At 72.1% G+C, this 13618-nt stretch carries 14 protein-coding genes and 1 pseudogene; 8 read left to right on the top strand and 7 right to left on the bottom strand.

The window, feature by feature from the left end; genetic code table 11:
- Entirely contained in the window at positions 1-1005 is a 1005-nt protein-coding gene (fgd, locus tag ABD401_RS10895) for a glucose-6-phosphate dehydrogenase (coenzyme-F420) (protein ID WP_344604544.1), read from the bottom strand.
- 138 nt (positions 1006-1143) lie between these two features.
- Here fgd and ABD401_RS10890 point away from each other — a divergent pair, with 138 nt between their 5' ends.
- Both ABD401_RS10890 and ABD401_RS10885 read left to right on the top strand, forming a co-directional pair.
- Positions 1144-1365, top strand: coding sequence for a hypothetical protein (locus tag ABD401_RS10890; protein WP_344604542.1), 222 nt, complete (start codon positions 1144-1146; stop codon positions 1363-1365).
- Between the two features lie 69 nt (positions 1366-1434).
- Positions 1435-2286 carry a serine protease gene (locus ABD401_RS10885; protein WP_344604540.1) on the top strand — a complete coding sequence of 284 codons (852 nt, stop codon included), beginning with the start codon at positions 1435-1437 and terminating at the stop codon, positions 2284-2286.
- Positions 2287-2311: 25 nt separating this feature from the next.
- Here the strand turns inward: ABD401_RS10885 and ABD401_RS10880 are convergent, their stop codons facing one another.
- Positions 2312-2629 carry an antibiotic biosynthesis monooxygenase family protein gene (locus ABD401_RS10880; RefSeq protein WP_344604538.1) on the bottom strand — a complete coding sequence of 106 codons (318 nt, stop codon included), beginning with the start codon at positions 2627-2629 and terminating at the stop codon, positions 2312-2314.
- A 139-nt stretch (positions 2630-2768) separates the two neighbouring features.
- Here ABD401_RS10880 and ABD401_RS10875 point away from each other — a divergent pair, with 139 nt between their 5' ends.
- On the top strand, positions 2769-3380 hold the full coding sequence (locus ABD401_RS10875) for a hypothetical protein (RefSeq protein ID WP_344604536.1): 612 nt from the start codon (positions 2769-2771) through the stop codon (positions 3378-3380).
- Here the strand turns inward: ABD401_RS10875 and ABD401_RS10870 are convergent.
- The 5 genes from ABD401_RS10870 to ABD401_RS10850 form a co-directional block, all read right to left on the bottom strand.
- On the bottom strand, positions 3355-3975 hold the full coding sequence (locus tag ABD401_RS10870) for a hypothetical protein (RefSeq protein ID WP_344604534.1): 621 nt from the start codon (positions 3973-3975) through the stop codon (positions 3355-3357). The two genes, ABD401_RS10875 and ABD401_RS10870, sit on opposite strands and share 26 nt — an antisense overlap.
- Before the next feature lie 73 nt (positions 3976-4048).
- A complete protein-coding gene (locus ABD401_RS10865; RefSeq protein ID WP_344604532.1) occupies positions 4049-4939 on the bottom strand; it encodes an alpha/beta hydrolase in 891 nt (296 codons plus the stop codon).
- Positions 4940-5079: 140 nt separating this feature from the next.
- Positions 5080-5526 carry a DUF3806 domain-containing protein gene (locus tag ABD401_RS10860; protein ID WP_344604530.1) on the bottom strand — a complete coding sequence of 149 codons (447 nt, stop codon included), beginning with the start codon at positions 5524-5526 and terminating at the stop codon, positions 5080-5082.
- 99 nt (positions 5527-5625) lie between these two features.
- Positions 5626-6780 (bottom strand): serine hydrolase domain-containing protein, encoded by a 1155-nt coding sequence (locus tag ABD401_RS10855; RefSeq protein ID WP_344604528.1) that lies wholly within the window; start codon positions 6778-6780, stop codon positions 5626-5628.
- Complete coding sequence (locus tag ABD401_RS10850; protein ID WP_344604526.1) at positions 6777-7250, bottom strand: SRPBCC family protein; 474 nt, start codon at positions 7248-7250, stop codon at positions 6777-6779. Before ABD401_RS10850 ends, ABD401_RS10855 begins: the two co-directional genes overlap by 4 nt.
- A 144-nt stretch (positions 7251-7394) precedes the next feature.
- Here ABD401_RS10850 and ABD401_RS10845 point away from each other — a divergent pair, with 144 nt between their 5' ends.
- From ABD401_RS10845 to ABD401_RS10825, 5 genes and pseudogenes are all read left to right on the top strand, one after another.
- Positions 7395-9071 (top strand): sensor histidine kinase, encoded by a 1677-nt coding sequence (locus tag ABD401_RS10845; protein ID WP_344604524.1) that lies wholly within the window; start codon positions 7395-7397, stop codon positions 9069-9071.
- A gap of 19 nt (positions 9072-9090) precedes the next feature.
- On the top strand, positions 9091-9993 hold the full coding sequence (locus tag ABD401_RS10840) for an oxygenase MpaB family protein (protein WP_344604522.1): 903 nt from the start codon (positions 9091-9093) through the stop codon (positions 9991-9993).
- A gap of 344 nt (positions 9994-10337) precedes the next feature.
- On the top strand, positions 10338-11540 hold the full coding sequence (locus tag ABD401_RS10835; protein WP_344604520.1) for a PucR family transcriptional regulator: 1203 nt from the start codon (positions 10338-10340) through the stop codon (positions 11538-11540).
- A 123-nt stretch (positions 11541-11663) separates the two neighbouring features.
- Positions 11664-13319, top strand: coding sequence for a cytochrome P450 (locus tag ABD401_RS10830; protein WP_344604518.1), 1656 nt, complete (start codon positions 11664-11666; stop codon positions 13317-13319).
- Positions 13320-13323: 4 nt separating this feature from the next.
- Positions 13324-13618 (top strand): annotated as a pseudogene (locus ABD401_RS10825) (hypothetical protein); the annotation flags it as partial.

Below are 13618 nucleotides of genomic sequence, written 5' to 3'. Positions count from 1 at the left end.
CTAGCCGAGCTCGCGGAGGCGGGGCATGACGTCGGCGGAGAACTGCTCCATGAACCGGACCTGGTCGGCGCCGGGGAAGTGGATGACGAGGTTGGTGAAGCCGGCCTGGATGTAGGGGCGGATGCCCTCGACGGCCTGCTCCGGGGTGGACGCGACGATCCAGCGCTTGGCGACCTGCTCGATCGGGAGCTCGTCGGCGAGGCGCTCCATCTCCTGGGAGCTCGACACCGAGTGCTTCTGCTCCGCGGTCAGCGACAGCGGGGCCCAGAAGCGGGTGGCGTTGAGGGCGAACTCGGCGTCGGAGTCGTAGGAGAGCTTGACCTCGATCATGCGGTCGAGGGAGTCCATCGACCGGCCGGCCTTCTCCAGGCCCTCGTGCAGCGCCGGGACGAGTTCCTCCTGATAGAGGGCCATGCCCTTGCCGGAGGTGCAGATGAAGCCGTCACCCGCGCGGCCGGCGTAGCGGGCGACGACGGGGCCGCCGGCGGCGACGTACACCGGGATGGGCTGCTCGGGCTTGTCGTACACGGTCGCGCCGACCGTCGTGTAGTACTCGCCCTGGTGGTCGACGGAGTCCTCGGTCCACAGCCGCCGCATCAGGTCGATGGCCTCGCGCATGCGGGCGAAGCGCTCCTTGAACTCCGGCCACTGCATGCCGGAGACGGCGATCTCGTTCAGGGCCTCCCCGGTGCCGAGGCCGAGCATGATCCGGCCCGGGTAGAGGCAGCCCATGGTCGCGAAGGCCTGCGCGATGACGGCCGGGTTGTAGCGGAAGGTCGCGGTCAGCACCGAGGTACCGAGCGTGATGGTCTGCGTCCGCTCGCCGACCGCGGTCATCCACGCCAGCGAGAACGGGGCGTGCCCGCCGTTGTGCCGCCACGGTTGGTAGTGGTCCGAGACCACGGCCGAGTTGAACCCGTAGCGCTCGGCCGCCACGCCGAACTCGACCAGCTCCCGCGGCCCGAACTGCTCGGCCGACGCCTTGTATCCGATTGCGATCGCCATGGCGGCAACCTAGCGACCGCCCGCGTGCGCGGTGTCACGGCCCGTGCTCCAGGGCTCTCGGAAGAGGAGGTAAAGGATCGGGAAGGCCCCGGGCGGGCTCCGGTTCGGGGCCCGGAGCCGCTGCTACGTTCCGCGGTCATGAGCGTCGTGGAGGGGACCGGTGGCTTCGAGCTGCGCCGGCTTGCGCTCGTCCTCGCGCTGGTGCTGACGGTGGCCGCGGTCGCGATCGGGACATGGATCCTCGGCTCCGGGGACGACTTCACCCAACCCGAGCGAACCCCGCTGGTGGCGGACCTGAGCGCGCCGACGCGCGCCGAGCCGCCGCTGTCGGTCGCGCCGCCGCCCGGCGACTCCGGCTGAGTTCGGCCCCGGCCGGTGCGTCGCGGGACGTACCATGCCGAAACCGGACACATTCTCAGGAGCTCTCACGTGCGATTCCGTCCCGCCGCACTGGCTGCCGCCCTCGTGCTCGCCACCGCCGCGCTGCCGGTCTCGCCGGCCTCCGCGGCGCGGATCGACCCGGGGACGAGCCCGGCGATCAACTGGGCTCCGGTCGAGAGCGCGACCATCTACCCGGGCATCGGGACCGAGGCCGCCGGCGCCGGCTGCACGGCGAACTTCGTGTACACCGACCGGGACCAGAACGTGTACATCGGCCAGGCGGCGCACTGCACCTCCGCCGAGGGCAGCCCGCTCAGCGGGAGCGGCTGCGCGTCCCCGTCCCAGCCACTGGGGACGCGGGTCTCGCTCGGCTCGTCCGGCGCCAGCGGTGAGCTGGTCTACAGCAGCTGGTTGGCCATGCAGAAGGTCGGCGAGACCGACGAAATCACCTGCCTGAGCAACGACTTCGCCCTGATCCGGATCCCCGCCGAGGCGGTCGCGAAGGTCAACCCATCGGTGCCCCTGTTCGGCGGTCCGGTCGGGGTGATCGACAACGGCGGACTGCCGGCGGGGGAGCCCGTCTACGGCTACGGCGCGTCCGGTCTGCGCGGGGGCATCGAGACCCCGCAGCAGGGCTTCAGCCTCGGCACCGAGCCGCCCGGCTGGTACCACCTGGTCTACCTGCTCCCGCCCGGCGTCCCGGGCGACTCCGGCGGCGGGCTGATGGACTCCCGCGGCCGTGCGGCCGGCGTCCTGATCTCGCTGAACACCCTGCCGCCGGGGACCAACGGGCTGACCGACCTCGCCCGCGCGCTGGCCTACGCGCAGCAGCACTCCGGCCTCAAGGGCCTGACGCTCGTCCCCGGCACGGAGGCGTTCACCGGCGGGCTCGTCGGCTGAGCCACCGGGGGAGCCACCGGGGGAGTCACCGGCTGAACGTCGCGGCGTGGTCGACCACGCCGACCTGGATCGAGTAGCTCTCGTAGTAGCGGTCGATCCCGGCGCGCTGGGCGGCCCGGTGCTCGGGGTGGTCGCGCCACGCGTCGTGGCTCGGCCGGTCCGCGAACGTCACCAGCGTGACCCGCTCGCCGTCGGCGGCGGTGAAGCTCTTGTGCTCGACGTAGCCGGGCATCGTCCGCGCCAACTCGCTGATGCGTGTGGCGTGCTCGGCGTACTCCTCGCCGGCCGCCGCGGCCAGGCGGGACCGGAACACGGTGACGACCTGTCCGACGCGGAGTTCCACGCGAGGAATTGTGCCCCGGAACCACGTCCCTCGTCCGAACGGAGGAGGTGAAACCGGCCGGACGGTGGACGGGTCGGTGCTTGTCCCGCGCGTCTCAATGTCGGGATCGTCGTCATCAAGCTGGCTTTACGGGGGAATCGTGTTCGGTCTGAAGCGGGACATCGGTCCGCATGTCCGCCTGATCGCGCCTGAACTAGGCCGGCGCCGGGAGCCGAGCCCGCGACTGCGCGCCCACCGCCACGGCGTCGACAACATCCTCGCCGAGGTGATGCGCATCGAGCGCACCGCCGACGGCGCCGCCAGCCGGCTGCTCGCGAGCCAGCTCGCCGAGGCGGCTGTCGCCGTCCTCACCGAACTCACCGGCGAGGACCACGCGCCGCTCCGCGAGAAGCTCGCCAACCATGCCCACCTCGGCTGTTCGGTCGCCACGGCGGAGGACATGTCCGACGGCTGCGCCGTCGGTCTGACGGAGCCTCACGTCGACACCGCGCTGCTCTACCTGGCGTTGGAGAACAAGGTCGAGGACGAGCTGATGAAGGCCGTCACCGACTGGATGATGGAGGCCGGGTACTACCTGCGCCGCACCGGCCGCGAGGTCGCGGACGTCGTCCCCGCCCTTCGCAACGACCTGCCCCGCCTCTTCCCGCAGCGCGTCGTCGCGCCCGCTCCCGTCCAGCCCGCTTCGGCGAAGCCCGCGGTGCCGGCTCAGGGTCAGCGTCGTCGGGTCAACCCTGCGGTCCACTCGGGCTGAGCACGTCCGCCCCGGCGGCGGCCCACTCGGCCTCGGTCGCGTCGCGCACCGTCTTCGCCATCGCGACGAGGTCGTCCAGCGCGACTCCGGTGGCAAAGAGTTCGAGCGTGTAGCCCGGGGCGATCTCCCAGGCCACGACGGCGCCACTGCCCGGGTCCTGGGGGTCCATCGTCCAGAACGCCGGGTGCCCGTTGATCTCCCCGTCGGTCGCGGTGGACGTCTCGGAGACCGACTCGGTCTTCCGCTCCGCCAGGGACTGCGTGTACGCGGTCAGGGACAGGTAGGCGGGGGTGTCGTTCGCGGCCGGACCCGTGTACTCCGTGTACCAGTCGACGCCCGGCAGCGCTCCGAGCGGTTCGGCGCGCTTGCGCTTGGCGTCGCGCTCGTCGCTGCGCATCCGGACGACGTCGGTGAGCTCCCAGTCGGGGCCCGGCGTGGCGCTGGGGAACAGGGCGTAACGGGGGTCGGGCAGATCGGCCCGGGCGGACTCGTTCTGCGCGGCGGCGGCCGGCTGCGCCGGGTCGTCGGATGCTCCGCCGCACCCGCCCACCGCGAGCAGCGACGCCAGAACCACGGCGAGTGTCCAACGCTTCACCCGCACATCATCACCAACGTGGCCGCGATCCGCAGCGCCCCGACGTTAACGGTTCGGTCAGGGGAGCGGCGGATCAGGACGGCGCCGCCATGCGCTCGGCGATCCACGCGGCGGCGATCGGCCAGGCGTCGTCGAACAGGCCCATGCCGTGCTGGCGGCTGTCGAACACGATCAGCCGGGACGGGACGCCGGCCGCGAGGTTGACCTGGTGCAGCCGGATGGCGCCCTGCGGGTCCACCCACTCGCGGTTGCCGGCGAAGATCAGCATCGGGGGGTCCTTGGCGTCGATCTTGTGGAAGATCGCGCGGTTCTCCGCCATCGCCTCGCACGCCTCGGGTGCGCAGTTGATCAGGTCCTCGGTCAGCGCCTGGGCGAGGTCCGCGGACAGGCGGGTCAGCATGGTGTTCTTGGTGACCAACGCGAAGTCGACCGGCGCGGACAGCGTGACCAGGCCACGGGCGAGCTTGCGGCCCGCGCCCTGGGTCAGGGCCGCGGCCGCGACCTCGCCACCGGCGGAGGAGCCGATCACGACGATCCGGGACCGGTCCACGTGCAGGTCGGGCGCGTGGGAGTGGATCCACCGCAGCGCGGCGACGACGTCCCGCCGCTGGGCGGGCCACCGGTGCTGCGGCGCGAGCCGGTAGTTGAGCGAGATCGCGACGTACCCGAGGTCGACGGCCGCCTGGGCGGCCTCCTGCATGTCCTCCTTGTCGCCGCTCGTCCACGACCCGCCGTGCACGAACACGATCGTGGGCGTCAGCGCCTGCCCGGGCTTGGCCGCGGCCGCCGACGCCGGGAGGTAGAGGTCCAGGTTCTGCGCCGGGTTCGAGCCGTAGGAGTAGTCCAGGACCTGCGGCTTGGCGTCCTCGGCGACGGAGTAGAAGGAGCCCGCCCCGATGGCGCCCGCGCTCACGATCGCGAGTGTCAACGACACCACGACCGGAATCGCGTACCTGATGCGCATCTCGGCCCACCCCGAAGCCCCGGCACCCGGACCTCAGGTGCCGTGGATGGGACGATAGGTGCGGAAGTGGCGATTGGCCAGTTGCGCAGGCCGCAGCGCGCCGTTGAGCCCCGGTCAGTCCGTCGGGTCAGTCGGTCGGGTCAGCCCGCCTGGCGCGGTGCGAACACCAGCGAGTCACCGGCCACGGCGGCGCGGTAGAACTCGGCGATGCTGTGGTGGTGGCCCACCGTGATGCGCCGGCTGACGCGCTCGGTCGGGTGCACCCGCTGCCCGTTCGGCAGCTCGACGGCCGCGGTGCGGCACGCCTCGTCGTAGACCCAGCGGCCGCCGGCGTTGCGGACGAGCAGCTCGCCGACGAAGGCACCCATGCGGGCCGCCACCGCGGACCGGGTCGTGACCGCGCGCTGCCCGGGCAGCACGAGGCGGTCGCAGAGCGCGTCGAGGTGGTCGACGTCCGCGCCGTCCCAGCCGAAGCGGAACTCGGCGGCGGTGGAGTGCAGGAAGACCCCGGCCAGTGCCCGCATCGCGTGCGCGGTCTCGGTGTCGCTGGGCGGCTGGCGGAACAGGCCCCGTGTGAACGCTCGCATCTCGCCCCCCGGCGTGCCTCGTCTGACGATCGTCAGCAACGTGACCTCCCATGATGCGACGGCGGACGCGCCGTTCGCAGCCGATTTCGTCTGAGCGGGCTACGTACCCCGCCGGGAGTCCAGGCATGCCTCGAGCGCCGCGATCAGTGCGGAGGAACGCGGATCCGGGGTCGAGGCCGAGCGCATCTGGTTGACCACGTACCCGAACGAGAACCCGCGCTCGGCGTCGGCGAAGCCGGTGGACCCGCCGAGGCCGTAGTGGCCGAAGCAGGTGGGCCCGGCCATCGGCCGGCTGCCCGACGGCAGCTGGAACCCGAGCCCGAAGCGCGAGGGGTAGGTGAGCACCCGGTCCAGGCCCTCGCTCTGCGGGGCGATCGCGGCCGCGAGGGTTGCCGGCTCCAGCAGCCGGACGCCGTCCACCTCGCCCAGGCAGGCGGCGTACATCCGGGACAGCGATCGGGCGTTCGAGAACCCGTTGGCGGCTGGGATCTCGGCCCGCCACAGGTCGGGGGAGTTCATCGACGTCAGAAACGCGGTGTCCATGAAGAAAGCGCCATGGGCGAGCGAGGCCGGGTCGGCGAGCTGGAGCATCAGCGGGTCCGGTCGGTCGCCGGGGTCGCGGATCGACTTCAGCATCGGGGAGACCCGCGGGATCGACTCGTCCGGCAGCCCCACGACGAAATCGATGCCGAGGGGTTCCGCGATCTCCTTGCGGATCAGCTCACCCGGCGAGGAGCCGGTGACCCGGGCGAGCACCTCGCCGACGAGCGAGCCGTAGGTCAGGGCGTGGTAGCCGTGGTCGGCCCCCGGCTCCCAGAACGGCACCTGCGCGGCGAGGGCGTCGACGAGGGGAGTCCAGGCAAGGATCTGCTCCAGCGTCAGCGCGGCGTCGACCTTGGGCAGCCCGGCCCGGTGGCTGAGCAGCCAGCGCACCGGGATGTGGGCCTTGCCGGCGGCCGCGAACTCGGGCCAGTAGGACGCGACCGGGGCGTCGAGGTCGAGCTGTCCGCGCTCGGCCAGACGCAGGGCGCAGATCGCCACCGCGCCCTTGGTCGCCGACGCCACCATCTGCAGGGTGTCCGGGGAGTAGGGCCGGTCGTCGTCGGGACCGATCCGCCCGCCCGCGAGGTCGACGACGGGCCGCCCGTCGAGATGGACGCAGCAGGTCGCCCCGACCTCGCCCCAGTCGGAGAAGTTCGCCGCGAAGGCGTCTCGGACCGGTTCGAAGCCGGGGGCGACGGTGCCCGTGATCAACCGGCGGCCTTGCCGAGCTTCTCCAGCGTCTCGGCGAGGTGCTTCTCCTTCAGGAACGGCATCAGCGAGCGGAACTGCGGGTCCTCGACGCCGCTCCAGTCGTAGACCTGGGTGACAGTCGTTCCGCCGGAGCCATTGGGCTCGAGCTCGAAGGTGAAGGTCTGGCCGCCAGGCTTCATGTCGCCGAGCCGGTCGAGGGTGTCGCCGGCGAGCCCGCACGGGGACCAGCCGATGCGACGGCCCGGCTCGAAGGCGGTGACGCGGGAGGTCACCTGGTAGTCGTCGAGGATCGAGTTGTTCATGTTCATCGTGAAGGTGTCGCCGACGGCCGAGACCGGACCGCCGGCCGCGAGACCGAGGACCATCCCGGCTCCGTCGATCTCCGGGTGCCGGGCGGGGTCGGACAGGACGGCGAAGATCTGCTCGGGGGTGGCGTCGACGTCGCGGCGAACTCTGAGCTGGTCGGACATGGTCTCCTCCTCGGGACGCGCATGATCGAGGCGGACATTACGGCGCGAAGCGCCGCTTGGGGAGATCCGGCGGTTACCGTGGTCCTTGCTCAGCTCCGCGGCTGCCGTGGCCGACCGGGCGAGAACCCCTCGGATTGGTTGCCCATGTCGACGCTCTCCGGCACCGACGTCCGCACCGACGACTCGTACGTCGCGGGCATGGAACGCCTCGTCGACGCCGTGCGCGACCTGGCCGGGGCCCGGGGCCTCGACGACGTCGTCGAGATCGTCCGGCACGCGGCGCGCGAGATCGCCGCCGCCGACGGGGCGACCTTCGTCCTGCGGGACAACGGCCGCTGCCACTACGTCGACGAGGACGCGATCGCCCCGCTGTGGTCCGGGCACAAGTTCCCGATCGAGCAGTGCATCTCCGGCTGGGCGATGCTGAACGCGCAGCAGGTCGTCGTCCCGGACATCTACGCCGACGACCGCATCCCGCACGACGCGTACCGGCCCACCTTCGTCAAGTCGCTGGTGATGACCCCGGTCCGGGCGGCCGAACCCGTCGCGGCGATCGGCGTCTACTGGGCGAGCAACCACGAGGCGACGGCGACCGAGCGCCGGTTGCTGCAGGCCCTCGCCGACAGCACCGCGGTGGCGATGGAGAACGTCCGCGTGCTCGCCGAGCTCGAGGAGCGGCGCGCGTTCGAGGCCCGCAAGCGCGAGGAGTGGCTGCAGGCCTGCCTCCACATCACCCGGAACCTGCTCGACGGGACCGCGTCGGACCCGCTGCCGGGCATCGCCGAGCAGGCCCGCCGCGTCGCGGGGGCCGATACCACGCACGTGCTTCGGCTGACCTCCGACGGTGCCGAGATCGAGGTCGCCGCGGCTGCCGGGGACCTGGCGATCCAGCGCCCGGGGGAGCAGTACCCGCTGGGGAAGACGTACTCCGGCCTCGTCATCGAGACCGGGCAGCCGGTGCGGATCGACAACGCGCAGACCCAGAGCCGCGGCGCGGTGGCGCACTCACTGGTCTCGGCGCCGATCGGGCCGCTGCTGGTCGTGCCGATGATCGCGGCCGGCCGCACCCGCGGCACGATGGTGATGGCCCGTCAGGCCGGCGAGCAGACGTTCGACGAGATCGACGTCGACCAGGCGACGGCGTTCGCCAACCACGCCGCGATCGCCCTCGAGTTCGCCGACGCGCGGCAGGCCCTGGACGAGCTGGCGCTGCGCGAGGAGCGGGACCGGATCGCGCGGGATCTCCACGACGACGTCGTCCAGCGGCTGTTCGCGGCGGGCATGTCCCTGCAGGCGCTGCTCGGGACCCTCGGCGACGGCCCCGGGGCCGACCGGCTCGACCGCTCCATCGTCGACATCGAGAAGACGGTCGCCGGGATCCGCAGCGCGATCTACCGGATGCGCACGCCGCTGGGCCTGGGCGCCGCCGGTCTGCGCGACCGGGTGCTGGAGGTCCTCGGCGAGGTGACGCCGCTGCTGTCGGCCGCCCCGGCGGTGCGGTTCGAGGGCGCGCTCGACGTCATGGCGGATCCGGACCTCGTCGACGACGTCGTCACCGTCCTGCGGGAGGCGTTGACCAACGTCGCCAAGCATGCGAAGGCGTCGCACACGTGGGTCGAGATCTCCTACGTCCCCGCGGCCGGGGAGCTGGTCGTCGAGGTCACCGACGACGGCGTCGGGCTCGGGAACCCGGACCGCCGCAGCGGAACGGCGAACCTGGCCGAGCGGGCCCGGCGGCGCGGCGGGACCTGTGTGTTCACCTCGCCCGCCCCGGGGTCCGAGGCCGGGACGTCTCTGCGTTGGGCCGTCCCCGTCGCCTGACCGCGCGTAGCATCGCGCCATGACCTCCTCGACGGTCCCGGGCGCCCGGCGGCGTCCCGCCCCGGAGCTCATCGAGCCCGGCGGGATCCTCTGGGAACTGACCGGCCAGCGGCTCTACGTCGCGGTCACCGGCAGCGCCTTCGTCCTGCAGGTGATGCACCCGGCGATCGGGACCGTCGTCGACCAGCGGTCCAGCTTCCGCACCGACCCGTGGGGCCGCGCGGAGCGCAGCTTCGCCTCGGTGCAGACCTGGGTCTACGGCGGGCAGACCGCGATCGACGAGGGCGATCGGCTGCGCGCGATGCACAAGGACCTGTCGGCGGTCGACGCGTCCGGGAAGCGGCACCACGCGCTGACCGCCGAGCCCTGGGCCTGGGTTCCGCTGACGGCCTTTCATGCGATCACGTCGTACTCGCGGTACTTTCTGCCCCGTCCTCTGACGAAGGATCAGCTCGCGCAGGCGTACGCCGAGGTCCTGCAGATGTGCCGGATCCTTCAGGTGCGTGAGGACCTGCTCCCGCCGACGCCGGCCGCGTTCTGGGCGTACTACGACGACATGATCTCCCGGACGCTCGTCGACCACCCGACGGTCCACGACGTCCTCGACCTCGCGGCCCGCACGCCCCCGCCGCCGATGCTCCCCGCCCCGCTCCGGCGGCTGTGGAAGCCCGCCGGCGCCCTCGGCGGCGAGATCAACCGGCTCGTGATGGTCGGGACCCTCCCGCCCGCGGCCCGGGCCAAGCTCGGCCTGTCCTGGAGCGGGTTCGACGAGCGCCGCCTCCGCGCCATCGGCACCGTCCTCGGCCGCGCCAACACCGTCCTCCCCGAACGGGCGAAGTACCTCGACATCGCCTACGAGGCCCGCCGCGCCACCCGCGCCACCGAGCGCTTCGAGCGGACCCTCGCCGCCCGACCGCTGTAGGCCGTCGAAATCCCCTTACGTCAGCGAAAGTGGCTGCTACAGCGACCACTTTCGCTGACGTAAGGGCAGTCCCGGTCACGCCCCGGGCCCCGCACCTTCGCTACGGCGACGACCGGCTCTCCTCGCCGAGTTACGGCCCGTACAGCGACACCGGCGAGGACTACGGCGACGAGTAGGACGAGGTCGGCGGCGAGTAGCGGCGGCGAGGCTCCGGGACACACCCCGTCGTCCCGGAGCCTCGGTACTGCCGCCCACTGCAGACGTCGCCTGATTGGTTCGGGGAGTTCCCGGCCGGCGGCGGAAATCTTTCTCTCGTTCCGAGCCCGGGCGTAGGTTCGACAGCCATGGACACGCCGGCTGAGGTCGCGGAGTGGGCGGCGCGCGTCGCGACCCAGCTGACCGACCTCGGCCCCGAGCTCTCGACGCACATCATGGCGACGGTGCACGAGATGCCGCAGGACGCCGAGATGCACGCGGCGACCGAGACGAACGCGATCGCGCACATCGGGGCGATGGCGGCGTTGCTGCGGTTCGGGATCCCGCCGGAGGGGATTGAGGCGCCGGCCCAGGCCACGGATTTCGCGCGTCTGATGGTGCATCGGGGCGTCGCGCTGCCGACGTTGCTGCGGTGCTACCACGTGGGCCAGGCCAAGCTGTGGCGCCAGTGGGTCGACGTCGTCTTCGAGAACGTCAACGACCCGGACGAGTTGAAGCGCCTCGTCACCTGGTCCACCGACTTCGTCTCCAGCTACCTCGACGCGGTCCGCGTGCACGTCGTCGCGGCCTACGAGGACGAGCGGCGCCGCTGGGAGCGGAGCCAGGCCGCGGCCGCCGAGGACGCGATCCGCGGCGTCCTGTCCGGCCAGGCCGTCGACAGCGACGAGGCGAGCCGCCGGATGCGGCACGAACTGCGGCGGCACCACGTCGCGGTGGTGCTGCGACCGGACCCGGTGGAGGAGCCCAGCGCCCACGTCGCGGCGCTGGAGGGGGTCGTTCGGCAGATCGCGGAGATCCTGGGAGCCGGTCAGCCCCTGCTGATGCGGGCGACGGACCGGTCGGTCTGCGGGTGGGTGAGCTGCGTCGAGACGCCAGGGGCGACCGCACTGGAGGCGCTGGAGGACTGCGTGCTCCCGCCGAACTGCCGCGGAGCGTTCGGCGACCCCGGCTACGGCCTCGACGGGTTCCGCGAGTCGCACCTGCAGGCGCGGCAGGCGCTCCGGGCGGCCGGCAGCCGGCTGGTGTCGTTCGCCGCGACGGGGTTCGCGTCCACGCTGCTGGCCGATCCGGAGTCCGCCGCGCGGTTCGCCGCGGCCGAGTTGGGGGCGCTCGCCGGCGCCGGCGCCACCACCGCTCGGCTGCGGGACACCCTCGAGGCCTACCTCGCCGAGGGGGCGAGCCACAAGCGGGCGGCCGCCCGGTTGACGCTGCACGAGAAGACCGTCGAACAGCGCGTCCGGCGGGCCGAGGAGCTGCTCGGTCGACCCCTCGCCGGGCGGCGCGCGGCGGTCGAGGCGGCCCTACTGATCCACCGGCTCCTCGACGCCTGACCCGCGAGGGACAAAACACTCCTCCGGCGATAGATCTCGGGCGCAAGTGGCTCCCGTGAGGACATGGGCGACTCGTTCGGCGATATCTACGGTTTCGCGCATCCCCACGCCGAAGGACGCGCGATGTCAATTCTTGAGTTCGCCGCGACCGACCTCGCCACACCCGAGGTCATCGCGAATCCCTACCCCGCCTACGCGGCGCTGCGCCCGTACTCGCCGGTCCCCGGTTACGTCGACTACCCGCCCGGAACGGTGCCCGGCGTCGACGAGCCCGTGGTGGCCTGGGCGCTGCTCACGCACGAGCAGGTCCGCGACGCGGCCCGGGACCACCAGACGTTCTCCTCCCGCGACCCCCTGCAGGAGGCGAGTGACGCCCCGACGCTGATGCTGGTCAACACCGACCAGCCGCTGCACTCCGCACACCGCAAGGTCGTCAACACCGTCTTCACCCGCAGCCGGGTCGAGGCGATGCGGCCGTGGCTCGTCGAGCGGGTGGGGCAGCTCGTCGCCGACCTGCCGGCCGGCCGGGAGATCGACGCGGTGCACGAGCTGTGCGCCCACGTCCCGGCCGTCGTCATGTGCAAGTTCTTCGGGGCTCCCGACTCCGACGCCCCGAAGTACGAGCGGTGGGCGAACGCGTTCATGCTCTCCGCCGACCTCACCGGTGAGGAGCGCAACGCCTCCAACCTGGAGCTCGGCGGCTACTTCGTGGCGCTGTGCCAGGCGCGGGCCGAGGCCCTCGCGGCCGGTGAGAAACCGGGCGACGGTCTGATCGACGCGCTGCTGCTCGCGGAGGCGGACGGCGAGAAGCTGACCTTCGAGGAGATCGTCCGGTTCTGCATCACGCTGGTCGTCGCCGGCAGCGAGACCAGCATGTACTTCGGCGCGAACGTCATCGACGCGCTGCTCGACCACCCCGAGGCCGCGGCCCGCGTGCGTGCCGACCGCAGCCTGATCAAGGCCTTCCTCGACGAGACGCTGCGCCTGACCGGTCCGCCGCAACGGCTGTTCCGCATCGCCACCCGCGACGTGCAGGTGGGCGACGCGCAGATCAAGGCGGGGGACTGGGTGGCGCTGTTCTTCGCCGCCGCGAACCACGACCCCGAGGTCTTCCCGGACCCCGAGCGCTTCGACCTCGACCGGCCGAACGCCAACAAGCACATGACCTACGGCCTCGGCATCCACTACTGCCTCGGCGCCCCGCTGGCCACCCTCGAGGTCGAGGTCATGGTCGGTGCCCTGTTCGACCGCTTCGAGCGGATGGAGCGCGGGCCCTCGGAGCCCGTGCCTCAGACCGCGACCCTCCTGCAGCACAGCCGTACCCGCATTCCCGTCGTCCTCCACGAAAAGAGCACAGCGATGACCGCCCCCACCTCGACCGAGAGCGTGAACGTCCGGACGACCCGCACGATGTACGCCGCCGTCCCGGCCGGCGACGTCGAGACCGTGATGGCCAACATCCACCCGGACATCGAGACCTACTACTACGGGACCGACGACGTGCCCTACGCCGGCACGTATCACGGCGCCGCTGGATTCGGCGAGTTCCTCCAGCGCGTGGGCACCTCGGTGGAAGTGCTGGCGATGGATCCGCAGCTGATCATCGAGCAGGGCGACCACCTCGCGGTGTTCGGACACCTGAAGTTCCGGACGCTGAAGGGGACCGAGTTCGAGTCGGACTTCGCGCACATCATCGAGCTGCGGGACGGCAAGTGGTTCGTCTTCCGCGACTTCGCGAACTCGGCTCTGGTCGCGCGCGTCTTCGCCTCGGAGAAGTGACGACATGACGACACGCAGACGATTCCGCTGGGGCCTGGGCCCCGCCGCCGCGGTGATCGTGGCGGGCAGCCTCGTGGCCGGCTGCGGTGGATCGGCGATCGAGGGTGCTGACGCACCGTCAGCGATCGTCGACGCCGGGACCGGCGCCGCCGAGACGACCGACCTGACGGGCGGTGCGGAGCAGGTCGACACGTCCGGCGCGGCCGCCACCGACGCCGCCGCGGTGTCCGGGGCCGACACCGCCACGGGCGCCGCGGCCACCGGGACGGCCGCGGCGCCCAAGGGCTCGGGCGGGGCGG

The organism is Sporichthya brevicatena (assembly GCF_039525035.1).
GTDB classification, from domain to species: domain Bacteria; phylum Actinomycetota; class Actinomycetes; order Sporichthyales; family Sporichthyaceae; genus Sporichthya; species Sporichthya brevicatena.
The sequence above is the reverse complement of the archived record's forward strand: the minus strand, read 5'-3'. Positions and strand labels throughout refer to the sequence as shown.